The following is a 25,626-nucleotide window of genomic DNA, read 5'->3' on the forward strand; positions in this document are numbered from 1 at the left end:
AATGTTAGAAAAAGAATTAAACGGATACCTGGAAGAAAAATTTCAAAAGACAATTGCAGAATGCTCTGATGAAGAAATTTATCTTGGACTCTTACAACTTACGAAGAATCACATAAAAAAATCAGGTAAAAACAGTGGGGAAAAGAAACTGTATTATATATCAGCAGAATTTTTAATTGGAAAGCTTTTATCCAATAACCTGATTAATCTGGGTTTGTATGACCAGGTAAAAGAGATTCTTTGCAAAAATAAAAAAGATCTGACACAGATAGAAGAAGCAGAACTGGAACCTTCCCTTGGAAATGGCGGACTGGGCAGACTGGCTGCCTGCTTTTTAGACTCGATTGCAACCCTTGGCTTAAATGGCGATGGAATCGGACTGAATTACCATTATGGACTGTTCCGCCAGATTTTTGAAAATAATAAGCAAAAAGAATTGACAAATCCCTGGATTACAGAGCAAAGCTGGCTGACAAAGACAGATACGCATTTTGAAGTTCCGTTCAAAGGATTTAAGCTGATTTCCAGCCTTTATGATATTGACGTAACCGGATATCATAACCACGCTAATAAACTGCATTTATTTGATATCGACATAGTGGATGAATCCATTGTAGAAGAGGGGATTCATTTTGATAAAAATGATATCCTTCACAATCTGACGTTGTTTCTGTATCCGGATGACAGTGATGAAAAGGGACAGCTGCTTCGTATTTACCAGCAGTATTTTATGGTCAGTAATGCAGCACAGCTGATTATCCGGGAATGCAGGGATAATGGCTACAGCCTTCATGATTTATACAAACACGCAGTGGTTCAGATAAATGATACCCATCCTTCTATGGTAATTCCGGAATTGATCCGCCTGTTAATAAAAGAAGGGATCTCAATGGATGAAGCCATCTGCATTGTCAGCAAAACGTGTGCATATACCAACCATACGATTCTGGCTGAGGCTCTGGAAAAATGGCCAAGATACTATCTGGAAAAAGCCGTACCACATCTGCTTCCGATTATAGATGAACTGGACAGAAGAATCAAAGAAAAATATACGGATGAAAAAGTAGCAATTATTGACAAAGACAACCGCATACACATGGCACATATGGATATTCATTATGGTTTCAGCGTAAATGGGGTTGCGGCTCTTCATACACAGATTTTAAAAGAATCTGAATTGAAGCATTTTTATGATATTTATCCTGAAAAATTTAATAATAAGACAAATGGAATTACATTCCGCCGCTGGCTGATGCATTGTAATCCGGAATTGACAGAACTGATTAGCGGACTTATCGGAGAAGGCTTTAAAGAGGATGCGGACTGTCTGAAAGAATTACGCAAATTTGCAGAAGATGAAAAAGTTTTAAAAAGCCTTCTGGAGATTAAAAACAAAGACAAAGCAGCATTAAAGGAGTATCTGAAAGAAACTCAGGGGATAGAAATTGATGAAAATTCCATCTATGATATTCAGATCAAACGTCTGCACGAGTATAAAAGACAGCAGATGAATGCACTTTATATCATTCACAAATATCTGGAAATAAAGGGAGGAAAACTTCCAAAGAGACCGATTACCATGATCTTTGGTGCAAAAGCTGCTCCGGCATATGTGATAGCAAAAGATATTATTCATCTTATTTTATGCCTTCAGGAAATGATTTCCAGGGATGCCAGTGTTCGACCATACTTAAACGTGGTAATGGTGGAAAACTATAATGTAACCAAAGCGTCTAAACTGATTCCGGCCTGCGATGTATCTGAACAGATATCACTGGCGTCCAAGGAAGCCAGCGGAACCGGAAATATGAAATTCATGTTAAATGGAGCCGTAACCCTTGGTACTGAAGATGGGGCTAATGTGGAAATTCACCAGCTGGTTGGTGATGACAATATTTATATTTTTGGAAAATCAAGTGAAGAAGTCATTGCCCACTACGAGAATGCCGATTATGTATCAAAAGATCTCTATGATACCGATGCAGCCATTAGAGAAATGGTGGATTTTATTGTGAGCAAAGAGATGATAAAGATTGGCTGTGAAGAAAACTTAAGCAGACTTCATCAGGAATTGATTCATAAAGACTGGTTTATGACACTTCTGGATATCAATGATTATATTGAGACAAAAGATAAAGCGTTTACGGATTATGAAGATAGAATGGCATGGGCTAAAAAGATGCTGGTAAATATCAGCGAAGCAGGCTATTTTTCATCTGACAGGACGATCAGGCAATATAATGAGGAGATCTGGAAATTGTAAAATAGTTTGGACATCACAAAAGTTCATACTTTTTTTACAAAAATAGATACCACATTTTAGAAAATTGTGGTATTATAGAAATTATGATGAAGAAGAAAAATAAATTTACCAAAAGGCTTACTAAGATTGCACTTGTCATAGGAGCAGAAGTTTTGCTGTTCAGTGGCTGCCTGGTGATGATATACGCTCGTGGGACAGGAGAGAGTGAGAATCAGGGAACATATCAGGAAAATGTCACATTAGGAACAAAAGAAACAAATGCAGGAGCAGAAAAACAAAGCAGTCTCCAGGCAGGAACAAATCAGGATAAGAATATTACTTCTCCGGTGAATGAACAGAAGACAGCGGGAACCGCACAGGTTTCTAATAATTATAATACGGTTGCTACAGAAAAGATGATGGAATCAGAAAGCGAAACCGAGACAGACGTTAACGATGATTCCGCTGTATCAGCAGCTAAGACAGATTCGGAAATGCTTTATGTAGAACCGATAAGTCAGCTTCCGGAACTGCCCACAGGCTGTGAGATTACATCACTGACTATGGCACTTAATTATGAAGGCTATGATATTGATAAAGAAGATCTTGCGGACAACTATCTCACCAAGGGAAGACCGGGTGTAAATAGTTATGAAGATGCATTTCTTGGAAATCCAAGAGAAGAAGATTCTTATGGATGCTTTGCACCGGTAATTGTCAGAACAGCTAATAAGTATCTGACAGAACAGAACAGCGCAAAGCGTGCGTATGATGTCAGCGGCACAGAACTGGAAGATTTATTTGATGAGATCCGATCTGGAAATCCGGTTATTATCTGGGGCTCTATGAATATCGATGTAGATATTGAATATACAGACGAATGGGAAATTGACGGCAAGCTGCTGCGCTGGCCTGGCAATGAACACTGTATGGTATTAAGCGGATTTGACTTAAATAATGAGACCGTCACTGTATGTGATCCGTTACGGGAAGTAGAGACGTATGATTTCGATTCCTTTGAAAGACATTTCAAACAGATGGACAAGATGGCAGTAGTGATTAAATAAAGAAATTGGTAATTGAGGACTATGGAATGTAAGAAGCCTGGCTTTTTATATTCTGTAGTCCTTTTTATATTGTTACATGCTGTTATACATGATAAAATGGAGTCAGATGCTGGTATCAATTAATACCGGATCTGATCCTGGGACAGGGGGAAGATGAGGTGACGGAAAAATTAGAGCAGTACCGCATCAGCAATCAGAAGATTGGGCAGACAGAGTAAGCACAGGAGGCATATAAATGTTTAAAATAGGCGAGTTTTCAAAGCTAACGCAGGTATCAATCCGAATGTTAAGGTATTACGACGAGACAGGCTTGTTAAAACCAGCGGGAACCGACCATTTTACTAATTACAGATTCTATTCTGCTGATCAGATCTCTGCTTTGAACAAAATCGTATTTTTGCGGGATTTAGGATTTCATGTTTCGGACATTGCAGCTGCACTCAGCCAGTGGGATGATAACTTTATTGTAAACCAGCTTGACAACAAACGTCAGGAAATTGAACGCACAATTAAAGCTGAACAGGATAAGTTATCCAAAATAGAGCAGGCAAAAAAAGATATACGTCAGGAAAAAATAGAGATACATTATAATGTTTCCATAAAATCCGTTCCTGGCGCTCAGGTGCTTTCTTTAAGACGGGTTGTTCCTTCCTATTATTCGGAAGGTCAGTTGTGGAAAGAAATGACCGCTTTTGCAGCGGTGAATAAGATTTCGGTTTCTAGCAATACGTTTGCTATTTATCATGATAGCGATTACAGAGAAAAAAATGTGGATATTGAAATATGTGCACCTGTCTCACGGATGGATAAGGATAAAGATGGCTTTACATTTCGGAATATAGAACCCGTACCAATCATGGCAAGCACTATGGTCTACGGGTCTTTTGAAAATATTTCTGGTGTATTTCTTTCCTTTGCAGGCTGGCTGGAAGAACACAGCCAGTATAAAATGCTGGGACAAAGCAGACAGATTGTCCATCGCGGACCATGGAATGAGAAAAACAGTGATAATTTCCTCACAGAAATACAAATACCATTAGAAAAAATATAATAATAGTATCAAACAATATGCCTGTACATTTCCTGCTGTACAGGCATATCGTAAAGTTGAATCTAAAATTTACTATGGTAAATATTCCAGTACGAAAACATATACCTTAAAATAAGTTAAAGAAGAGGAGTGCCGGTTTTGGCACTCCTCGAATCGTTACGCTTCAAACAGTTGTTCTTTAGGATTAACGATTGGTCTAAATCCAGCCCCCGTCAAACTTAATGACCTGACCGGTGAGGTAGGAATGGCTCCGGCAGAGATCGTACACCAGATCGGCAACTTCTTCCGGTTTTCCAAAACGATCCGCAGGTATCTCTTCAATCAGGGCGGCACGCTCTTCCTGGCTTAAAAATTGATTCATTTCCGTATCAATTGCTCCGCAGGCAATGGCATTCACCTGGATATTACTGGGTGCAAGTTCTTTTGCCAGCGCCATCGTAAGAGAGTTCAGCCCGCCCTTTACTGCAGAGTATGCAGCTTCACAGGAAGCACCAACACATCCCCAAACGGAAGAAATATTAATGATCTTACCTCTCTTGTTTGAAAGCATCAGAGGAATTGCTTTTTGGCTGCAGTAAACGGCAGAAGACAGATTTGTCTGCAAAATGCGGTTCCACTCTGCAGGAGAAAGATCGGTAAAAAGTCCTACATAGGAGATGCCTGCGTTATTCACAACTACATCCAGCGTTTGAAAACGGGAAGTAATCTCACAAAAAAGGTTTCCTACAGTTTCTGCGTCGCCCATGTCTCCCACAAAGGGGAAACAGGTCACACCGTATGTTTGTTCAATGATATTCCGGGTTTCTTCTAAAAGACGGTCATTCTTCAAACAGGTAATAATAACCTGATATCCTTCGCTGGCAAGTTTTACGGCAATGGCGCGTCCGATGCCCCTGGAAGCCCCGGTGATTAGTGCGGTTCTTGGCATTACAGAGTACCTATAAAGCGCATAAAGCCTTCCCGGCCTTCTGCTGTACATTTGTAGACTCCGGCATGCTCCAGAACTTTCATAAATACCAGACCGATTTCATCGTTCAGGATTTGTTTGACATTACTTTCATCGATTTTTTCATATTTTGCAGAAAATGCTTCTGCCCAATCTGCATGTTTTTCAAGATCCTCGCTGGAACGGATATCTTTACCGGCAGTAATATAATCTGCAAGCTGTTCCATTTCTGATTTCAAACGTGCCGGAAGAACGGCAAGTCCCATAACCTCGATCAGTCCGATGTTTTCTTTTTTAATATGATGAAGTTCTGTATGAGGATGATATACACCCAAAGGATGTTCCTCTGTAGTAATGTTGTTTCTCAGAACCAGATCTAATTCATATGCATCACCGCGTTTACGGGCTATTGGGGTAATGGTATTATGAGGTTCCCCTTCTGTATTTGCGAAGATGAAAGACGCTTCGTCCGTATATCCTCTCCAGGCATTTAAAATGTGGTCAGCCAGATCAATAATACGGCCGGCATCGGTACAGCTGATACGTATTACAGACATAGGCCATTTTACGATTCCTGCTGAGACATCTTCAAATCCTTTTATGCTGAATGAGGATTCAATGGGAGCCTTAGCCATGGCGAATTCATAGTTGCCGCCCTGGAAATGGTCATGGCTCAAAATAGATCCGCCAACAATCGGAAGATCTGCATTGGATCCTACAAAATAGTGCGGGAACTGTTTAACAAAATCCAAAAGTTTTCCAAAGGTATCCCGTTCAATTTTCATAGGGATATGTTTGGTATTGAATACGATGCAGTGCTCATTGTAATAAACGTAAGGAGAGTACTGGAATCCCCACTGGCTGTTATTAATAGTAACAGGTATAATGCGGTGGTTCTGTCTTGCAGGATGATTCACTCTTCCGGCATAGCCCACGTTTTCAGGACAGAGAAGACATTTTGGGTATCCGCTCTGTTTTGCAAGTTTTGCGGCAGCAATAGCCTTAGGATCTTTTTCCGGTTTGGAAAGGTTGATTGTAATATCCAGATCTCCGTAAGGAGTAGGGGTTTCCCATTTCATATCCTTTTTAATGCGGTATCTGCGGATGTAATCAGTATCCTGACTTAATTTATAGAAATAATCGGTTGCAGCTTTGGGATCTTTTGCATACAGATCCAGGAACTTCTTTACAACTTCCGAGGGTCTCGGAACCAGACGTCCCATAATTTTTGTATCAAATAAATCACGGTATACAACGCTGTTTTCTTTCATAATACCATGTTCGTAAGCATAATCCATGATGTTAGAAAGCACTTCTTCCAAGTTAATATCAGTGTAATCTTCCTGTGGTTCATCATATTCTTCCATCTCCAGCAACTCCAATAGGGCATTGGTAGTGTAGATGCGGTCTGTCTCCTCGATCAGTCCCGTCTGAAGTCCATAGGTAACCAGTTTCTTAATGTCATTGTAGATCATTTTCTTTCCTCCGCTTATTATTATTTAGAATAAATTCTATAGGCAGGTAAAATAAGTATATATCACACCTGTAAAAGGGCAGACAGGCGAAAATACAATATATAAATATTAACATAAAATTTTATGATTTGAAATAGGAAATTGTTTAGAGTCTGGAGAAAAAAATTACACATTCATTAATTACATGTTAACAAAATAGGTATTGCTTGAAATTAAAAGTAAAGTCTGTTATCATTGTTTTACGATGCAGGATTATGCAATTTGCTAAATCGGATTTAAGGTAGTAGGTGATAAGATGAATGAGAATATAGAAATACTGGGCATTAAGATCGATAATGACAGTGTAGAAGAAGCAGTGAACAAAGTGGCAGGATTTCTGGAGAGAGATTCTCTTAGCACGGTAGGGATGATATTTGCAAATGTTCTGGTGGAAGCGGTAAAAGAGCCGGGATGGACAGACAAGATGGGGACGATGGATTTGAATATCATCGGAGACAAGGAAGTCTGGAAGGTCTGCGGCGAAGAATTAAAACAGTCATTAGAAGAGATAGAAGATAACAGTTTTCTAAAAGGCATATGCAGCTATGCGATGGAACATAATAAGACAGTCGCATTGTTAACAGAGAAAGATTCGGAAAGGTTGATTTTTCAAAAGCATATGAAAAAGCAGCACAGGGGATTAAATATCGTGGGTACTTTTTCTCTGGATGATGCAACGGAGGATGAAGACAGCATCGTAAATCTGCTGAACGCTTCGGCGGAAGACATTATCATAGCAGCAATTCCAAGCCCTTATGAAGAAGAATTTCTGATGGGGTGCAGACAGAAACTGGGTGCCAGAGTCTGGATTGGAATGGGACAAACTGCAACATCATTAATGAATGTGGAATCAAAGGTTAACTTTTTGGGCAAACTGATAGAAAAGAGGATATTTAAGAGAAAAGTATCAAAATATCAGAGCGAAAAGGGGGAGTAATCCCATGGAATTTCACAGGAAAAGACCGGTATATCTTGATTATTTAATGATGTTTGTGGGAACTGCACTGATGGCAGTTGCCATTAACTCTATCTATGAGCCGGCAGATATGGTAACCGGCGGATTTACGGGTGCGGCAATTTTACTGAAGGCCGTGACAGATCCGTTTTTAAAGGGCGGCATACCTCTCTGGCTCACAAATATAGCTTTAAATATTCCGGTTTTTATCCTGGGAATGAAAATTAAGGGGGTTCGTTTTTTAAAGCGGACATTATTTGCGACATTTACCCTGTCATTCTGGCTATATATTATGCCGGTATTTCCATTAATGAACGAAGATTATATTCTCTCCGCATTGTTTGGCGGCGGGATTATGGGCGTGGGAATCGGACTTGTGTTCATGGCAAGGGGAACAACAGGCGGAACGGATATGGTTGCATCTCTGATACAGAATTACCTTCGCCATTATTCTATTGTCCAGATCATGCAGGTGATTGATGCATTTATCGTATTGATCGGTGCATATGTCTTCGGAATCAGCCGTGCCCTGTATGCTATAATAGCAATACTGGTTACTTCCTGGATTTCTGACCATATGATAGAAGGAATTAATTATTCAAAGATTGCTTTTATTATTACAAACCTCAGGGATGAAGTGGCACATGAAATTATGAATGAATTAGAACGGGGACTGACCGGACTGGATGCAAAGGGAATGTATTCCGGAGAGCATAAAGATATGCTGTTCTGCGTAGTCTCTAAGAAAGAAATCATTCTATTAAAAGAGAGAGTTGCATCCGTAGATCCGGGTGCTTTTGTGGTAGTTAGCGATGCAAAAGAGGTGCTTGGATTGGGTTTTTTAGAGCGTCATTTTGAAAAATGATACTTTTTTACAAAAAAGTATCATTTTTCTCTTTCTTTTTTGGTAGTTTTATATTAGAATACAAGTAGTATTAGCGTTTACAGGGAGAAGAGTGGGAGCGTAATCGTTATCAGGTTTCTTAAATTATGGGAAAAAGGAGTGACATTAGTGATATCAAATCAAATTTTACAAAATACTCTCGATGGTCTGAAGGCGATCGCAAGAGTAGATCTGTGTATTGTAGACACAGAAGGAAGCATGCTTGCAACTACATTTCCGGAGGCAGAGGAATACAGGGAGTCAGCAATGGCGTTCGTATCCTCTCCGGCAGACAGTCAGGTGCTGGCTGGACATCAGTTCTTCAAGGTTTTTGATGAGCATCAGCTTGAATATGTGCTGATTGCAGATGGCAGCAGTGAAGATGTGTACATGATCGGGAAACTGGCTGTTTTCCAGATCCAGAATCTGTTAATTGCTTATAAAGAGAGGTTTGATAAAGATAACTTTATTAAAAACCTGCTTTTAGACAACCTTTTATTGGTGGATATATACAACCGTGCCAAGAAGCTACATATTGAAACGGATGTAAGACGTGTGGTATTTATCCTGGAAACCAGTTATGAGAAAGATAATACTTCTTTAGAGAATGTACGTACTTTCCTGGGAGGCAAATCCGGAGACTTTATTACTGCGGTTGACGAGAAAAGCATCATCGTAGTAAAAGAGCTGGTGAATACAGAAGGCTATCCGGAGATGGATAAAGTGGCCAAAAGTATCATTGACTGCCTGGGACTGGAAAAACGGGAAAAGGCACATATTGCCTATGGAACAATTGTTGGAGAAATCAAGGAAGTATCCAGGTCTTATAAAGAAGCCAGAATGGCACTGGATGTAGGTAAGATCTTCTTTAGTGAAAGAAATGTGATTGCGTACAGTTCCCTTGGGATCGGGCGTCTCATTTACCAGCTGCCCATTCCACTGTGTAAGATGTTTATCCGGGAAATCTTTGATGGTAAATCACCGGATGATTTTGACGAAGAAACATTAACTACGATTAATAAATTCTTCGAAAACAGCCTGAATGTTTCAGAAACTTCAAGACAGCTCTATATTCATAGAAATACGCTTGTTTACCGTCTGGATAAGCTTCAGAAAAGTACCGGACTGGATCTGCGGGTATTCGAAGATGCAATTACCTTTAAGATTGCTTTGATGGTTGTAAAATATATGAAATATATGGAGACTCAGGATTATTAATAGAAGGGTATATGGAACTCTCTGGTAGAATTGACAGAGGGTTCTTCCTTTGCCTGGAGCGTGTAGATGGCGGGAATGAATAATTTACAAAATCTGGAATAAGATAGTTGTGAAAGAAATATGCTTTTACACACTTTTTGGGCAGAATCGCAGGATAGCCTGCGACATGCAAGGTGTCAAGTATGCAGAAGGTTTTGGAACAGGGGAGGGTACTGTTTCAAGATCTTTCTTTTAAAGGAGACGGATAATGGAAGATGACAAGCGGTTTTTTAAGGGGTTTTTGTGTGGGTTGTGTGTGACTGCGGTATTAGGACTGGCAGCATATTTTATTTCCGGTGAGATTGTGAACAGTAAATTGTTTGATCCCGGGCAGGAATCCCAGGAAGAGACATCGCAGAAAGAGAAACAGTCTGAAGAAATTTTAAAATTAGACGACGGGAAAGTCCTGAAGAAAATCGATGAGATAGAGGATGTGATCAACCAGTATTATTTAAATGAAGCCGATGCAGATTTGGTTGAGACACAGTTATACAAGGGTTTGGTGAAGGGGCTGGAAGATCCTTATTCCAATTATTATACAAAGGAAGAGATGGAACAGCTGCAGGAGTCAAATGCAGGTACATACAGTGGCATCGGTGCTGTTATGATGCAGGATAAAGTAACTAAACTGATCACTATTGCCAGGTGCTATGATGGGTTTGGGGCTGCCGAAGCAGGGATTCTGCCGGGAGACATCTTATACAAAGTGGAAAACCAGGACGTCAGCGGACTGGATCTGAACCAGGTAGTTGCGCTGATTAAAGAGAAAAAAGACGGTTCGGTAAATCTGGAATTAAAAAGAGAAGGAAGCGAAGAACCAGTTAAAGCAGAGGTCAAAGTGGGCGCAGTAGAGATGCCTACGGTAAGCAGTGAAATGCTGGATAATAAAATCGGATATATTGCCATTTCAGAGTTTGACGGTGTAACGGAGAAGCAGTTCTCCAATGCATTGGAAAAACTACAAGGCGAATCAATGGAAAAACTCATTATTGATCTTCGTAATAATCCGGGAGGCGTGCTTCAGGTTGCCTGTAAGATGCTGGATCAGATTCTGCCCGAGGGCTTAATTGTATATACGGAAGATAAATATGGAAATAAAAAAGAATATAAATCTGATGCAGAGCATCAGTTTACCAAGCCAATGGTTATACTGGTAAATGGAAACAGTGCCAGTGCATCAGAAGTATTTGCCGGTGCAGTAAAAGATTATGGACTCGGAACTCTGGTTGGCACGACTACTTTTGGAAAAGGAATCGTACAGGGATATAAAGCATTGAGTGATGGTACGACTTTGAAGTTAACGATTGAAAAATATTATACACCAAAAGGAAATAATATCCATGGGGTTGGCATTGATCCGGATGTTGAGGTGAAGCTGGATGAATCACTGGAAAAGAAAGTGGTATTAAACCATGAGGAAGATAACCAGCTTCAAAAAGCCATTTCCGTATTGGAGAAAAAATAAAACCGGATAAAGGAGTGTAAGGTTGAAAGAAAATTACGATGCAGAAAGGACGCCACGATGTGATTCTTTCAACCTGTTTGATTGTGGCAGTATTGCAGGCTTGCCTGCAATATGCAAAGGGAATAAATATGCAGGAAAAAATTATATTCCGTGAAATGCTCAGTGAATTAAAAGCTTATGCGGATACAAAAAATAATGTATTAAATAAAGAAGAAATAAAAGAGTTTTTTAAAAACGCAAATCTGACAGAAGAACAGTATGAATTCATTTATGAATATTTAAACAGCCAGAAAATCGCAGTGGAAGGGTACCAAAAAACTGCTCCTGAAATGGCAGAAGCTCCGGATACAGAGGTATCAGAGGAAGAAATGCGGCAGGTTCAGGAAGAGGAAGATGCATTTTTAAAAATGTATCTGGAAGATCTTGCGGCAAGCAATATCGAACAACTGTCAGAAGAAGAGGAACTGGTACTCTTTAACCAGGCAGCAGGCGGGGATGCCATGGCGAAAAGCCGTCTGATTGAACAGAACCTGAAAAATGTCTATGATCTGGTAATGGAATATAACAATACACAGCTTCCAAAGAGCGATCTGATCCAGGAAGGGAATGTGGGGCTGATTCTGGTAATGGATGCGCTGAAACAGCAGAAAACCCTTTCGGAGTATCGTGAATATATGAAGAAGGAAATCATTCAGGTGTTAGATGATGCAGAGCAGGAACAAAAGGATTTCAAGCACGATGACCAGCAGATAGTGGAGCAGTTAAATTATTTAAATGAAGCAATCAAAAATCTGGAAGAGGATCTGGAAAGAAAGGTCAGTCTGGAAGAACTGTCGGCTTATATTGAAATGCCCGCGGAAGAAATCGAAGCGATCCTGAAAATGGCCGGAGATGAGATTGAATTAACGGATGACAGACATCATCATCATGAAGGACACCATCACCACCATGAAGGCTGTGATCACGGTCAGGAACCGGAAGGGGTATAGAGCGAATTTAATTAAGAAATTCAAATAAAATGATAAGAAAATCATATGAGTTTTTCTGACACTTTTTGGTAAGATAGATTTACACTTGAATATTTGTAAGATTAGATATTCAGATGAATAATCAAAAAGATGGAGGGAAAACATGAAAAAACGATTAGTGGCATTGGGGTTAACATTGTGTATGGTTTGTTCCAGCATAAGTATGACAGCTTTTGCGAAGGAAGAACCGGAACCGGCAGTATCCTTGCTTTCCAGTGAGAATGAGACCGACAGAAGCATGTTGTTCAACGATGGCTGGAAGTTCTTATTGGGAGATCCAGGCGGTGCAGAAAGTAAAGATTTTGATGATACTTCCTGGCGCAGTCTGGATCTTCCTCATGATTGGAGCATTGAATTTGATTTTGATTACAATTCTCCTGCAACATCGGAATGCGGATATCTGGATGGGGGAACCGGCTGGTACCGTAAAACATTTGTATTGCCGGAATCCATGAAGGACAAAGAAATTTCCATTGATTTTGGCGGCGTCTATATGAACAGCACCACCTATGTGAATGGAAAATCAATAGGTAACTATCCATATGGCTATATGCCATTTACATATAATATTACAGATGAGCTGGTCTGCGACGGCAAGACCAAAAATGTGATTGCCGTTAAAGTTGTGAACCAGCTGCAGTCCAGCAGATGGTATTCCGGAAGTGGAATTTACCGGGATGTACATCTGACAGTGACGGATAAAGTTCATGTGGACCATTGGGGAACGCAGATCACTACACCGGATATTGCAAATGGAACCGGTACGGTAAACGTTACTACCAAGGTGAAAAATGATACCGGAAAAGAACAGACCGTACAGGTCCGCCAGACGGTATTGGACGGGAACGGGCAGGCAGTAACAGACCCTGTGACATCAGAAGATGTAACACTTTCTTCCGGTGATACACAGCCGGTTTCCCAGAGCACTGCAGTAGCAGATCCTGCTCTTTGGTCAACAAAAGATCCAAATCTTTACTATCTGAAGACAGATATTGTAAAAGGGGACAAGGTACTGGATACCAGTGAAAGCAGATTCGGTTTCCGATATACGGAATTCACTACGGATAACGGGTTCTACCTAAATGGAGAGTGGATGAAACTATACGGTGTCTGCATGCATCATGACCAGGGCTCACTTGGGGCAGTTGCCAACTACACGGCAATAGAGCGGCAGATGCGTATTATGAAGGATATGGGTGTAAATGCTATCCGCGTTACCCATAATCCGGCAGATGATAAGCTGATTGAAATCTGTGACAAGATGGGTCTTATGGTAATCGATGAAGCCTTTGACACCTGGCAGGGCGGTAAGAAAACCTATGATTATGGCAGGTTTTTTACGAAAGAGGCAACTCATCCGGATGCAGCACCCGGACAGACCTGGGCAGAATTTGATATTAAAAATATGGTAGAACGGGGAAAGAACTTCCCATCTATTATTATGTGGTCCATCGGAAATGAGATATGGACAACGAACAGTTCACAGGGAGTGCAGACTGCCAAAAATCTTGTGAAATGGGTAAAAGAAATTGATACCACCAGACCTACAACTATCGGAGAAGACAAATTCCGTGGAAACATGGGCGATACCAGTTCCAATCTGGGTAATTCCAATATGGTAGCCGTATTTGATGCCGTAGATATACCGGGACTTAATTATAGTGAGAACCGCTATGATGCCCAGCACAGGGAAAAACCGGAGTGGGCGCTGTATGGTTCGGAAATTGCTTCTGCTACCAGCAGCCGCGGTGTTTACGCCCATCCGGACACTGTCAACAGCGGTGCGTCAATACCCTACCAGCAGTCCTCTTATGACACGGATTGTGTAGGATGGGGAAGAACGGCTCAGGATTCATTAGTAAGAGACCGGGACAGAAAGTTTATCGCTGGTGAATTTGTATGGACCGGATTTGACTATATCGGAGAACCTACACCATGGAACCAGTCTACCACTACACCGCCTAAGAGTTCTTACTTTGGTATCGTAGATACGGCAGGACTTCCAAAAGATTCCTATTATCTCTACCAGAGCCAGTGGACTGACGTAAAAGAAAATCCCATGGTTCATATCCTGCCTCATTGGAACTGGGAAGACAATAACCTGAAATCAAAAGTAACAGACAGAGACGGCAAAATTCCGGTACGGGTTTATACCAATGCACGTTCCGTAGAACTGTATTTTAAACCGGCATCAGATACCAGTGACGGAATCGGAACCCTGGTTGAACAGAAGAAGACATTTGAGACGGTTACACCTTATAAAAATGTTGCAGAAGTAAAAGACAATAAGGATAAGGAATATCAGCAGACGGCAGACGGGAAACTTTATCTGGAATGGCGGCTGAACTATGAACCTGGTACCTTAACCGCAGTTGCATATGACAAAGACGGACAGAAAATCGCTGAGGATGTTGTTTCCAGTGCCACCGATCCTGCATCGGTCAGCCTGAGTCCGGAAAAAAATGTACTTACTGCAGACGGCAGGGACATTTCTTATATCGAAGTGGATATCACGGATGCAAATGGCAATGTTGTTCCCACCGCAGATAATGAAGTTATTTTCAATGTATCCGGAAATGGAAAAATTGTAGGTGTGGATAATGGCGATGCTTCCAGTCATGAGCGGTATAAAGATACAAATGGCGTGTGGAAGAGAAAAGCATTTAACGGGAAAGCAGTAGTATTAGTGCAATCCACAAAAGATGCGGGCAGTTTCACCCTGACAGCTTCATCAGAAGGGTTAAGAGGGGATTCAGTCAATGTATTTACAACAGAAACACAGGTTCCGGCAGATCAGATTCTGGGATACAATGCAAAAGCGGTAACTGCAATACTGGGAGAAAAAGTAAATCTGCCTGAAAAAGTGGAAGCCGTATATGGAGATGGAACCAAACAGAAACTGAGTGTAAAGTGGGATGATATTCCCAAAGAACTTCTGGAAAAAGAAGGTGTGTTCCAGGCAGCGGGTACGGTTGAAACCGGTGACCGGATTGAAATTAAAGTTACGATCATTGGAATTCTCGGTATTAAAGACGTGAGAGTCGTTACCGGTGTTAATGAAATACCACAGCTTCCGGATACAGCTGAGTTAGTATATACAGATGGCAGCCAGAAGAAAGTAAATGTGATCTGGGACGCAATAGCTCCGGAACAGGTTGCTCAGACTGGTGAATTTGAAGTTAAGGGAACTCTGGAAGGGATCGAAAAGCATAGTGCCAAAGCCATTGTAAGGGTAACAGAGGAGCTTGTCTATGCGAAAAATATTGCCACAAGAGAGGGCAGTGCGTTATATCCCAAGCCTTCCGCTTCCTACAATAATGTAGAGGACTATGTCAACAACCATGACAATAATATGTCCTCCAATATTAATGACGGCAATATTTCCAGAACACCATCCTGGAATAACTGGGTAAATGGAAACGGTGATAAGAAAGAATCCTGGGTTCAGCTGGAATTTGAACAAGCAGCTCAGATCGGAAAGGCCGGAATTCATTTCTATACCGACGGACAGACCAGAAAACCTGCAAAGGTTACAATTCAGACCAGTATGGACGGAACAACCTGGACAAATGTGGCTAATCAGGATCACGTAGATGATTTTGGTGATGCAGCAGAGGACTGGGCAAAAGAATATCCGGTTAATTTCGATCCGGTAAATGCGAAGTTTATCCGTATCCTGATGGAAGGCCAGCCAAAAGAAGGTGGTTCTAAACCGGTAGGAATTTCTGAGTTAAAAGTATACACCGGAGTTGCTGCAGTTGGTGAAACGGCGGCATTGGAAGACTTAAAGGTAAATGATGAATCAATAGAAGGGTTTGCGGCAGATCAGTTTAATTACATGGTTACATCGGCATACCCATATGAAATCCCAACGGTTACGGCAGCAGCCGCAGATCATGGAAGTGTCTTTGTTATACCGGCACAGACTATTGATGATCAGACGAAAGTTTTGGTAAAGAGTGAATCAGGAGAAACAGAGGCAGTTTATACTATAAGCTTTGAAAAAATGCCGCTGAAATTGAGTCAGGCTGAAATAGCTGTGGCGAATACAACCATTTTGGAAAATTCCTCCGAAGTTATTACAACCAAAGCAATATTAGAAGACGGAACCGTTCTTGACAGCAGCCTTGCAGCAGTGGAGTATAAGTTATCCTCCAGAGATGGGGCAAAGGCTGAGATCAGCAAAGGTAAATTAAATGCGATCAAAGAAGGAACCGTAACAATTCAGGCAGAAGTGACCTATAACGGAGCAGTAATAAAAGCCAGTCCGGTGAAAGTCACCATAGAAAAAAATAAAGAAGAAGTACAGATTAATTCTTACGAAGAAGTGAGGGTAACCACAAAACCGGGGATTGCACCTGTATTGCCGGGTACCGTAAAAGCTTCTGTAGAAGGCAGTTTTGAAAGAGACGTGGAAGTAACCTGGGACAGTATCCCGGAAGCGGATTATTCAGAATTCGGCAGCATCAGAATCCGGGGATTTGTGGTAGGGCAGAGCCTGCGTCCTACAGCAGTAATTGAAGTGAAAGATGTGGTATCCGCTATGCAGTACGCCCTTGCCACACCGGTAAATGTAATACCATCCATGCCTGAGACAACTACCGTTTATTACAGCGATGGAACGGCAGTCTCAGAAGTTCCCGTGATATGGGAAGAAATGAACCAGGAGCAGTTTAATGTGGCTGATGATACCATTGTAACCGTACAGGGTACGGCAGAGAAAGATGGTACCACAGTTCCTGTAACGGCACAGATTCGTGTAACATCCACGGATGTGGAAACCTCAGAAAATTATTACCAGCTTAGAAACGGATATGAACTGCCGTTTGCGGTTGCATCCTTTACCAATGACGGGGCTGACTCTACAGACCGTGTATATAAACTCAATGATGGAAACATTAGTTTTGCACAGCAGGACGCAGATGGTAAAAACATCTGGTGTAACTGGCAGCGTGTCGGAAGGCCTGGTGACTGGGTTGGTGTAATCATGGCTAAAGAAGGTGATGTGGTAGAGCGGTTTGCCGACAACCTGAAAGTTGGATTTTTCAAAGAGTCGGGTTCCAACGGAATTCAATATCCTACGACCTTAAAAATAGAATACTACACAGGTCCTACGGACTTTGAGATTCCGGGATTTTCAGAGGTGAAAAATCCAAGAGGACATATTGCAGAAATAGCGGATCATCCATTTAATGATGATGCAAACTGGACGGAGGTTACTTATCTGAATGCAGACGGAGAAGTGATGGATACACCGCCGGAAATTGTGTCGGAAGACATGACAAATATTGATTTTGTTCCAGTTAAAACCTGTGTCGTACGTGTAAATATGGAGTCTGACACATCAAAGGCTTTTGGTATTACAGAGATTCAGGCATTTGGAAAGAATGTACTGCCACAGACAGACTACCAGGTAAAAGATTTAAAGGCAGGGGAAGCATCCATTGAAGGTTTTGATCCCGAAATCAGCAATTATGTCATGAAACTGGACAACGATACGATTCCTCAGATTTCGGCTGAATGGACTGAAGGGACTAAAAATGCTTCAGTAACAATATTACAGGCAACAAAGGCAAATCCTATTGCAAAAGTAATAACGCTTGCAGAAAACGGAATGCCGGATACACAGAAAATCTACACGGTTAAATTTGATATCCCTACGGACAGGACAAAACTGGATAAAGCCGTTGCAGATGCAAAGTCCGTGGAAGAAGGAAAATATACGAAAGCATCTTACCGATATCTGGCGGATGCATTAAAAGATGCCGGTGAATTAAAAGCAGATGCACTGCAAGGAGAGATTAATGACGCCGTACGTGCAATTTACTCTGCCATCGACGGTTTGGCGGAGAAAGCAGATGTAACTGATCTGGTGAAGGCTCTTCAAACAGCAGATAAGATGATAGAAATGTCTGACGCCTATACACCGGATTCCTTAAGCGGACTTCCGGCAGCAATTAGTAATGCCCAGAAAATAAGGGATAAGGATACAGCTGCCCAGAAGGAAGTGAATGAAGCGGTTAAGGCATTAAATGCAGAAATACAAAAAGTACTCAAAAAGGCAGATAAAAAGAATCTGACAGCATTGGTACAGGAAGTAGAGAAAAAAGACCTGAGCAAATATACACCGGAAAGTGCGGCAGCATTTAAAAATGTGCTTGCACAGGCGCAGCATCTGCTGGTAGACGGCAATATTTCCATAAACGACCAGAAAAAGGTGGATGATATGTATCAATCACTGAAATCTGCGGAAAGTCTTCTGGTAATGGCAAATGCAGCAAAACCGGATGTTAAAGTGCAGGTTCCGGGTGCCGTAAATGGTGTGAAAGTCACCAGGACATATACAGCATCCATGAACGTGACCTGGCAGAAAGCACCGCGCGCAGAAAAGTACCGCGTTTCCGTTTACCGCTACAGTTCAAAGAAATGGAGTGTTGCAGGCGAGACGACAGGTACCAGTATGAAGATTCGAAATCTGGCACCGGGTGAAAAATACAGTGTAAAGATCGCACCGCTGAATGAAAGCGGACTAGGTGTAGAATCCTTATCCGTTAAGACAGCTACCCGGCCGTTAAAAGCAAAGATTAAATCCATTAAAAAATATGGGAAATCCTCGGCTAAGATCACCAGTGTGAAACAGTCCTGCACCGGATACGCTTTATACGAAAGAGTAAAACCGGGCAAATACAAAAAAGTGACGGCAAAATCTAAAAATATGCTGATCAGAAAAGGCATGAAAAAAGGAAAAACATATACTTATAAAGTTCGGGCATATGTGAAAAATGGGGATCAGACCTATTGGGGTAAATATTCTAAGGCAATGAAGTATGAAGTGAAATAGGAAAAAGCAGCATCCTGTGTGATTCGCCATCGGCGGTAATCCACAGGATGCTGCTTTTGTATTATGTTTGGCAGACAAAAATGTTATCTCCAAAGAGGTTTATTCTTTTTCAGTTTCGTCTTCGTCAGCTGGAATATCACCATCCCGTTCCTCAAAGCCGGGTTCCTGCTCCGGAAGATACAGATGGACTTTATCAATCCTGTTTTTGTCCACCGCGTCTACCACAAGGCGTATGCCGTTTTCTGCAACTACAAATTCGCCCTGTTGGGGAAGGTGGTCCAGGCGCTCGATGATATAGCCTCCGATGGAATCATAGTCTTCGGAATCGAAGTCCAGGCCTAAGGCATCGTTTACATCATCCAGTTTCATGGATCCTTCAATTACATATTCCAGATTATTGATGCAGCGGATCAGATCTTCTTCATCTTTATCATACTCGTCCCGGATTTCCCCAACGATTTCCTCCAGAAGATCTTCCAGGGTAATCAGTCCGGCTGTTGCACCGTATTCATCCAGCACAATTGTAAAATTAATGGAATCCTGGCGCATTTCTACCATCAGTTCAGAAGTCTTCTTATATTCGTAGGTAAAATAAGGTTCACGCATGATATCGCGTATATGGAATTCTTCGGAAGGCTTGCAAAAGAGCAGGTCCTTCACATTAATGATGCCAATTACGTTATCCGGACTTTCTTCATATACCGGAAGCCTCGTAAATTTTTCTTGTTCAAAGACATCAATAATCTCATCATAGGTACTGTTAATATCAATGGAAACCATGTCTACACGGGGAACCATGATATCTTTTGCCTGAGAATCTCCAAAATCGAATACGTTGTAGATCATCTGGCGCTCATCACTTTCGATTACACCTTCCTCATGACTCACATCCACGATCGTTCGTAACTCGTGTTCTGTAATAGAGTTCATTTTAGCAGAAGGGTCTATCCGCAATATGCGTAAACATACATAAGACAGCTTGTTGATCAGAAAGATTACCGGCGTCAGAACCCGCATCATAAACAGGATAATACCGGCATATCCCATAGACAGCTGCTCTGCATATAAAGTAGCCAGCGTCTTAGGAGTTATTTCTCCAAATAATAAGATTAACAGCGTTAAAACTCCGGTTGCTATACCTACGGCAGCGTTGCCCCAGATATTAAGTGCAAGTGTAGTCGCAAGAGCGGAAGCGGACAGATTAACGATATTATTTCCGATCAAAATAGCGCTGAGCATTTTACCGGAATCATTAATTACCTTAAGAAGGGTAACTGCCTTTTTGTTTCCCTGGTCTGCAAGAGTTTTAATTCTGATTTTATTTACTGTTGTCAATGAGGTCTCCGCGGAAGAAAAAAATGCGGATAATCCTATCAGGGCGATCAGCACGCCCAATTGTATGGCATCACTCGAATCCAAATACATCATCTCCTTAAATCAATATAGTTAAAGTGAATATACAATATTTCCGGGTTAATTGCAAGAATTCAAAGAAATTGAAAAGTATTGTTAATAATTCTGTAATAAATACTTGATAAATATGACACAAATATGTTATAATGAGCCGGATTGATTAATAGCATACAATTATAGATATAGACAAAATATTAGGAGGAAGCAGAGATATGAAATCAAGTCAACAAAAGAAAAGACGGAAAATGAGTATTTTGAGCATGATTCTGGCATTTGTACTGGCTGCGGTAAATATATTGCCGATGCAGACAGTAGAAGCAGCCGAGGGAAAAACCGTTTATTTAAATGGACAGGACGGTTCAAATGAGAATTCCGGACAAAGCAGCGAAAGTGCGGTTTCTACACTAACAAAAGCAAAAGAACTGATGGGTGAAAACGGCGGAACAATTATCGTGACAGGAACCTTAAGCGTGTCCTGGGAAACAACCTGGTCTATGCCGTCCGGAAGTGTTTTAAAAGCTGCATCTGGTCTGGAAGGACCGGTAATAGCAGTGACTAAAGACGGATCTCTGACTCTTAACAATTTTGTAATAGATGGACAAAAAGGCAATGTAATATCAAACAGCGGCTATTTGGCGCTGAAAGACAATGTAACATTACAGGTTTCCGGCAGCAGGATCAGCGCCGATTCGGCAATATATACGGCCAAAGAAGCAACGACGATGAAAGACGGTGTCCTTATTGCCGGAGTAGAAAAAAGCGAAAAAGAAACTGCATCCAGTGAATCCGGTACAGATAAAATAGAAACAGAGTACATAAAAGACTCGGAAGCTGTTGTGCCGGAAACAGCTGTAACAGAAGCACCGGGCACAGATACAGCTGTAACAGAAGCACCGGGCACAGATACAGCAGGATCAGATACAGCAGGATCAGATACAACGTCGACAGAAGCAGCATCGGATAAAACTACAACAACGGAAACAGCAGCAACCGGGGCTGCGTCAACAGAACCTACAACAACAGAAACAGCAGTAAGCGGGGCTGCGTCAACAGAAACTACAACAACAGAATCTACAACAACAGAAACAGCTGCAACGAAACCTGCCTCAACAGAAACTGCAGCAACGGAAATTATATCAACGGACTTAACCGGGACGGCTGCAACGGAATCAGCATCTGCGGATTCCGATATCACAGAGCAGAGCGAATCCCAGGCGGTAACAACAACGCCGTCAACGGAGCCATTTGCCTCAGAACCATCCGTTTCCAAGCCGGAAACAACCATAACGGAAACGGCAAAATCTGCAGAGCAAGGCAGCACAGGCAAGAAAAAAACGGTAAAAAAGGCGGGGAATCAGAAAAGTAAAAGCCAGCCAGAGACACAGACAACTGCGCCAACAGAAGACCCGATTGATAACTTTGCTACTTTCAACGAAATGGTATATTCCCTGCAGGTAGAAAGCAGAGAGGATATCAGCAGTGCAGTAGAAATTACAAAAATATATGAAGCATTGAGCGAATATGAAAAAAGCCAGGTTACAGAAGAAGCTTATAATCTTATGATTCAGGCCCAGAATACAGCAGGTGAATTAAATCACGCTCATAACGGTGTCACTGTATCCGGCAGCCTTCCCTGGTATGTGCAGTTTACAGCTGAAATCAACGATTCCAGAGACAACGGCGAAAGCGGCCAGATTATTGTTCCTTACGACCTGAAGTTGTGGGATATGTACCGCAACGTGGCATATGTACTGGAACCGGGAGAGAAAGTTACGGTGACCATGCCGGTGCCGGATGCAGACCTATCAAATGGTTTGACCATCTATCACTATAAAGCAGATGGAACAACAGAAGTTCTGCACCCGGTCATAAATGGAGAGACCATGAGTTTTGAAACAAGCTCATTCAGTCCTTTTGATGTGGCAGGAGGTACACTACTCTCGGGTATCGGAGTCAATAACAGCAATAACTATACAGGGGGAAGTACACCTTCCTCCACGCCATCCACAAACAATAATACGAACAGCACACCAAATAATACATCAAATAACAGCAATGGGAACAACAACGGAACGAGCGGCAGTAATACAACAAATCTGAAGCCGCAGCCGGCAGGTAGTACACTAGCTGCGTCCCCGAATACGGGAGATGCCACACCGATAGCGGTAATGGTACTTGGGCTTTTGCTTTCAGCAGGAGTAATCTTCCTGGTGCTGAGAGGCAAAAGAAGAATGCAATAGTAAATTGCGATAGCGTTTATCCTGTTTATTCACAATCAAACCGGCATAAAACCTCTTCTTTTCACATATATTACTCTAGAACATGATTTAAAATTCATTGCATCAACCAGTATGTCCTGGTTTTGTGGTATGAATGTGCCCAATTTCGTCATTGCAGCCCGTTGTACTGCCCGAAGCTGACACATTTGTTGCAGAAACCGGAATTCGGGCAAATATGCCGCATAGCGGGGCATGCAGATGGCGGGAATGAATTTAAAAACACGCTCTAGGAGGAGGCGAATCTATGGATAACACTGCAACAAAAAAATCCGGAGTCATGCTGGTTATCAAATCCCTGGTAGTATCTTACCTCACAACCGGTATTCTGCTGCTGATTTTAGCTCTGTTGCTTTTTAAAATGGAATTAAATCAGAGCAAAGTGTCCATTGGCATAATCGGTATCTACATAATTGCCAGCTTCATTGGGGGATGGATCGCGGGAAAAGGTGCCGGAAAGCAGAAGTTCCTATGGGGGCTTCTCATTGGCAGCGCATATTTCTTAATGCTCACAGCGATTTCTCTGATTACAAATGGGAGCCTGCAATCTGAGCTTCCACAGCTGTTTACCACGCTGCTGCTCTGTATGGGAGGCGGTATGCTGGGCGGCATGTTATCGTAAGAAATATGGAATTAGAGACGACGCTTAAAAAACATCGTCTCTAATTTGATTTTTGGTAAAAATTGTGTTATAGTATATGAGAGTCTAATTAAGAATCAAAGTCATTTCAGACGCGAACCCCAAATCAACGCAGATTATGAATTTTAATTGTGAATCAAAAAAATCGCATATGGAAAGGAGATATTTGTAACAAAGGTTATAAATAGTACTTAAATGAGAGAAAAATATGAATCATTATCAGTAGCGGTATTGAAGGAATTGGCAAAATCCAGGGGACTTAAAAACATTTCAGCCCTGAAAAAAAGCCAGGTGATAGAACTCATGCTTGCAGAAGATGAAAAAAAAGGTGCAGTGAACGATGCAGCTCAAAATACAGAAGGTGCGTCTGCCACTATAGAAGAATCAAAAATGGAGTCATCTCAGAAGCCAGAGAATGTGCAGGGAGCAGAAAGTTCCCAGAGAACAGAGAATGTACAGAGAATAGAAAACGTGCAGAGAACGGACAACACTCAGAGAGCAGAAAGCGTGCAGAGAACGGACAACACTCAGAGAGCAGAAAGCGTGCAGAGAACGGATAATACTCAGAGAGCAGAAAGCGTGCAGAGAACGGACAATAATCAGAGATCCGAAAACATGCAGAGAACGGACAACACTCAAAGAGCAGAAAACATGCAGAGAACGGACAATAATCAGAGATCCGAAAATATGCAGAGAACAGATAATGTACAGCGCACAGACAGCGTGCAAAGAACAGACAGCAGCGTAGGTGCAGAAGGCAAAAGCACGGATATGTCACAGCTTGACAGCGGCATAACGGCAAATGGAATCCTGGAGGTACTGCCCGATGGATATGGCTTTATCCGATGTGCCAATTATCTTCCGGGAGAAAATGATGTCTATGTATCACCTTCCCAGATACGCAGATTTAATCTGAAAACGGGAGATATTATCACCGGCAATACAAGAGTCAAGACCCAGCAGGAAAAATTCAGCGCTCTTTTATATCTGAAGAGTATCAATGGTTTCCATCCCTCAGAAGCAACAAAAAGATTAAACTTCGAAGATATGACCCCTATTTTCCCAAATAAAAGAATGCGTATGGAACGCACATCCAAAGGAACTGCAATGCGAATTGTAGATTTAATATCGCCTATCGGCAAGGGGCAGAGGGGAATGATCGTATCACCACCTAAAGCAGGTAAGACTACTTTATTGAAAGACGTAGCAAAATCCATATTACAAAATAATCCGGACATGCATCTGATCATTCTTCTGATCGATGAACGTCCTGAGGAAGTTACGGATATTAAGGAAGCAATCTGCGGCAGTAATGTAGAAGTAATTTATTCTACCTTTGATGAACTGCCGGAACACCATAAAAGGGTTTCCGAAATGGTAATGGAACGTGCAAAAAGGCTGGTAGAACACCGCAAAGAAGTTACGATTCTCCTGGACAGTATTACAAGGCTTGCAAGGGCTTATAACCTTACTGTTCCGCCAAGTGGAAGAACGTTATCCGGTGGTCTTGATCCCGCAGCGCTCCATATGCCGAAACGTTTCTTCGGAGCAGCAAGAAATATGAGAGAAGGCGGCAGCCTTACCATATTGGCAACAGCACTTGTAGATACCGGAAGCAAGATGGATGATGTAGTATATGAGGAATTTAAAGGAACCGGTAATATGGAACTTGTTCTGGACCGTAAACTGTCCGAAAGACGTGTATTCCCGGCAATTGATATTCCAAAATCGGGAACCAGAAGAGAAGATCTTCTTTTGGATCCGGAAGAACAGGAAGCAGTTTATATCATGCGTAAAGCACTTAATAGTATGAAATCCGATGATGCGGTAGAAAATATACTGAATATGTTCGTACGTACGCGAAATAATCAGGAATTCGTACAGATGGTCAAAAAGCAAAAATTCATTTAGATCATGGTAGAAATCATGGTAGAAATTAGCTAAAATATCTTGCATTTTGACATGCGGTGTGATATAATTCAAACGTTGTTTTAAAACTGTAGGGACTTACAGGGTTAGCCCGGGTTACCTTGCTGTGGAAACACCAG

At 41.7% G+C, this 25,626-nt stretch carries 15 protein-coding genes; 12 read left to right on the plus strand and 3 right to left on the minus strand.

Annotation, left to right across the window (positions count from 1 at the left end; all coding sequences use genetic code 11):
- The first annotated feature begins 1 nt into the window (after position 1).
- The 3 genes from CD03_RS0127480 to CD03_RS0127490 all read left to right on the plus strand — a co-directional run bounded on the left by CD03_RS0127480 (position 2) and on the right by CD03_RS0127490 (position 4,360).
- The gene (locus tag CD03_RS0127480) at positions 2-2,263 is read left to right on the plus strand and encodes a glycogen/starch/alpha-glucan phosphorylase (protein ID WP_027296370.1); all 2,262 of its coding nucleotides are present in this window, start codon (positions 2-4) and stop codon (positions 2,261-2,263) included.
- Positions 2,264-2,346: 83 nt separating this feature from the next.
- Complete coding sequence (locus tag CD03_RS35050) at positions 2,347-3,309, plus strand: C39 family peptidase (protein ID WP_081820393.1); 963 nt, start codon at positions 2,347-2,349, stop codon at positions 3,307-3,309.
- Positions 3,310-3,544: 235 nt separating this feature from the next.
- Positions 3,545-4,360 (plus strand): MerR family transcriptional regulator, encoded by an 816-nt coding sequence (locus tag CD03_RS0127490; protein ID WP_027296371.1) that lies wholly within the window; start codon positions 3,545-3,547, stop codon positions 4,358-4,360.
- A gap of 196 nt (positions 4,361-4,556) precedes the next feature.
- Here the strand turns inward: CD03_RS0127490 and ymfI are convergent, their stop codons facing one another.
- Positions 4,557-5,288 carry an elongation factor P 5-aminopentanone reductase gene (ymfI, locus tag CD03_RS0127495; protein WP_027296372.1) on the minus strand — a complete coding sequence of 244 codons (732 nt, stop codon included), beginning with the start codon at positions 5,286-5,288 and terminating at the stop codon, positions 4,557-4,559.
- Positions 5,288-6,781: a UDP-glucose--hexose-1-phosphate uridylyltransferase gene (gene galT, locus CD03_RS0127500; protein ID WP_027296373.1), complete on the minus strand. Its 1,494-nt coding sequence runs from the start codon at positions 6,779-6,781 to the stop codon at positions 5,288-5,290. Before galT ends, ymfI begins: the two co-directional genes overlap by 1 nt.
- 295 nt (positions 6,782-7,076) lie before the next feature.
- Between galT and CD03_RS0127505 the strand changes: the two genes are divergently transcribed.
- From CD03_RS0127505 to CD03_RS36570, 6 genes are all read left to right on the plus strand, one after another.
- Positions 7,077-7,757 carry a WecB/TagA/CpsF family glycosyltransferase gene (locus CD03_RS0127505; protein WP_027296374.1) on the plus strand — a complete coding sequence of 227 codons (681 nt, stop codon included), beginning with the start codon at positions 7,077-7,079 and terminating at the stop codon, positions 7,755-7,757.
- A 4-nt stretch (positions 7,758-7,761) separates the two neighbouring features.
- Positions 7,762-8,640, plus strand: a complete 879-nt coding sequence (locus tag CD03_RS0127510; RefSeq protein ID WP_027296375.1) for a YitT family protein — start codon at positions 7,762-7,764, stop codon at positions 8,638-8,640.
- Positions 8,641-8,787: 147 nt separating this feature from the next.
- Positions 8,788-9,876, plus strand: coding sequence for a PucR family transcriptional regulator (locus tag CD03_RS0127515; protein WP_027296376.1), 1,089 nt, complete (start codon positions 8,788-8,790; stop codon positions 9,874-9,876).
- A gap of 247 nt (positions 9,877-10,123) precedes the next feature.
- Entirely contained in the window at positions 10,124-11,380 is a 1,257-nt protein-coding gene (locus CD03_RS0127520; protein ID WP_027296377.1) for a S41 family peptidase, read from the plus strand.
- Between the two features lie 83 nt (positions 11,381-11,463).
- The gene (locus CD03_RS0127525) at positions 11,464-12,369 is read left to right on the plus strand and encodes an RNA polymerase sigma factor region1.1 domain-containing protein (RefSeq protein ID WP_156043046.1); all 906 of its coding nucleotides are present in this window, start codon (positions 11,464-11,466) and stop codon (positions 12,367-12,369) included.
- A gap of 142 nt (positions 12,370-12,511) precedes the next feature.
- Entirely contained in the window at positions 12,512-19,249 is a 6,738-nt protein-coding gene (locus CD03_RS36570; RefSeq protein ID WP_052378011.1) for an Ig-like domain-containing protein, read from the plus strand.
- Between the two features lie 99 nt (positions 19,250-19,348).
- Here CD03_RS36570 and CD03_RS35060 read toward each other — a convergent pair whose 3' ends face one another.
- Complete coding sequence (locus CD03_RS35060; RefSeq protein ID WP_044289713.1) at positions 19,349-20,668, minus strand: HlyC/CorC family transporter; 1,320 nt, start codon at positions 20,666-20,668, stop codon at positions 19,349-19,351.
- A 206-nt stretch (positions 20,669-20,874) separates the two neighbouring features.
- On the opposite strand from CD03_RS35060, the gene CD03_RS0127540 reads away from it, so the two are divergent.
- The 3 genes from CD03_RS0127540 (at position 20,875) to rho (ending at position 25,489) form a co-directional block, all read left to right on the plus strand.
- Entirely contained in the window at positions 20,875-22,902 is a 2,028-nt protein-coding gene (locus CD03_RS0127540) for an LPXTG cell wall anchor domain-containing protein (protein WP_027296379.1), read from the plus strand.
- A 283-nt stretch (positions 22,903-23,185) separates the two neighbouring features.
- Complete coding sequence (locus CD03_RS0127545; RefSeq protein ID WP_027296380.1) at positions 23,186-23,560, plus strand: TIGR04086 family membrane protein; 375 nt, start codon at positions 23,186-23,188, stop codon at positions 23,558-23,560.
- Between the two features lie 213 nt (positions 23,561-23,773).
- On the plus strand, positions 23,774-25,489 hold the full coding sequence (gene rho, locus CD03_RS0127550; protein WP_027296381.1) for a transcription termination factor Rho: 1,716 nt from the start codon (positions 23,774-23,776) through the stop codon (positions 25,487-25,489).
- Positions 25,490-25,626: the final 137 nt, after the last annotated feature.

The sequence above is a fragment of the Robinsoniella sp. KNHs210 genome (assembly GCF_000686105.1).
GTDB lineage: Bacteria > Bacillota > Clostridia > Lachnospirales > Lachnospiraceae > Robinsoniella > Robinsoniella peoriensis.

Coding starts and splice junctions, on each gene's coding strand:
- CD03_RS0127480 (WP_027296370.1), top strand. CDS start 2: ATGTTAGAAAAAGAATTAAACGGATACCTGGAAGAAAAATTTCAAAAG.
- CD03_RS35050 (WP_081820393.1), top strand. CDS start 2,347: ATGATGAAGAAGAAAAATAAATTTACCAAAAGGCTTACTAAGATTGCA.
- CD03_RS0127490 (WP_027296371.1), top strand. CDS start 3,545: ATGTTTAAAATAGGCGAGTTTTCAAAGCTAACGCAGGTATCAATCCGA.
- ymfI (WP_027296372.1), bottom strand. CDS start 5,288: ATGCCAAGAACCGCACTAATCACCGGGGCTTCCAGGGGCATCGGACGC.
- galT (WP_027296373.1), bottom strand. CDS start 6,781: ATGATCTACAATGACATTAAGAAACTGGTTACCTATGGACTTCAGACG.
- CD03_RS0127505 (WP_027296374.1), top strand. CDS start 7,077: ATGAATGAGAATATAGAAATACTGGGCATTAAGATCGATAATGACAGT.
- CD03_RS0127510 (WP_027296375.1), top strand. CDS start 7,762: ATGGAATTTCACAGGAAAAGACCGGTATATCTTGATTATTTAATGATG.
- CD03_RS0127520 (WP_027296377.1), top strand. CDS start 10,124: ATGGAAGATGACAAGCGGTTTTTTAAGGGGTTTTTGTGTGGGTTGTGT.
- CD03_RS36570 (WP_052378011.1), top strand. CDS start 12,512: ATGAAAAAACGATTAGTGGCATTGGGGTTAACATTGTGTATGGTTTGT.
- CD03_RS0127540 (WP_027296379.1), top strand. CDS start 20,875: ATGAAATCAAGTCAACAAAAGAAAAGACGGAAAATGAGTATTTTGAGC.
- CD03_RS0127545 (WP_027296380.1), top strand. CDS start 23,186: ATGGATAACACTGCAACAAAAAAATCCGGAGTCATGCTGGTTATCAAA.
- rho (WP_027296381.1), top strand. CDS start 23,774: ATGAGAGAAAAATATGAATCATTATCAGTAGCGGTATTGAAGGAATTG.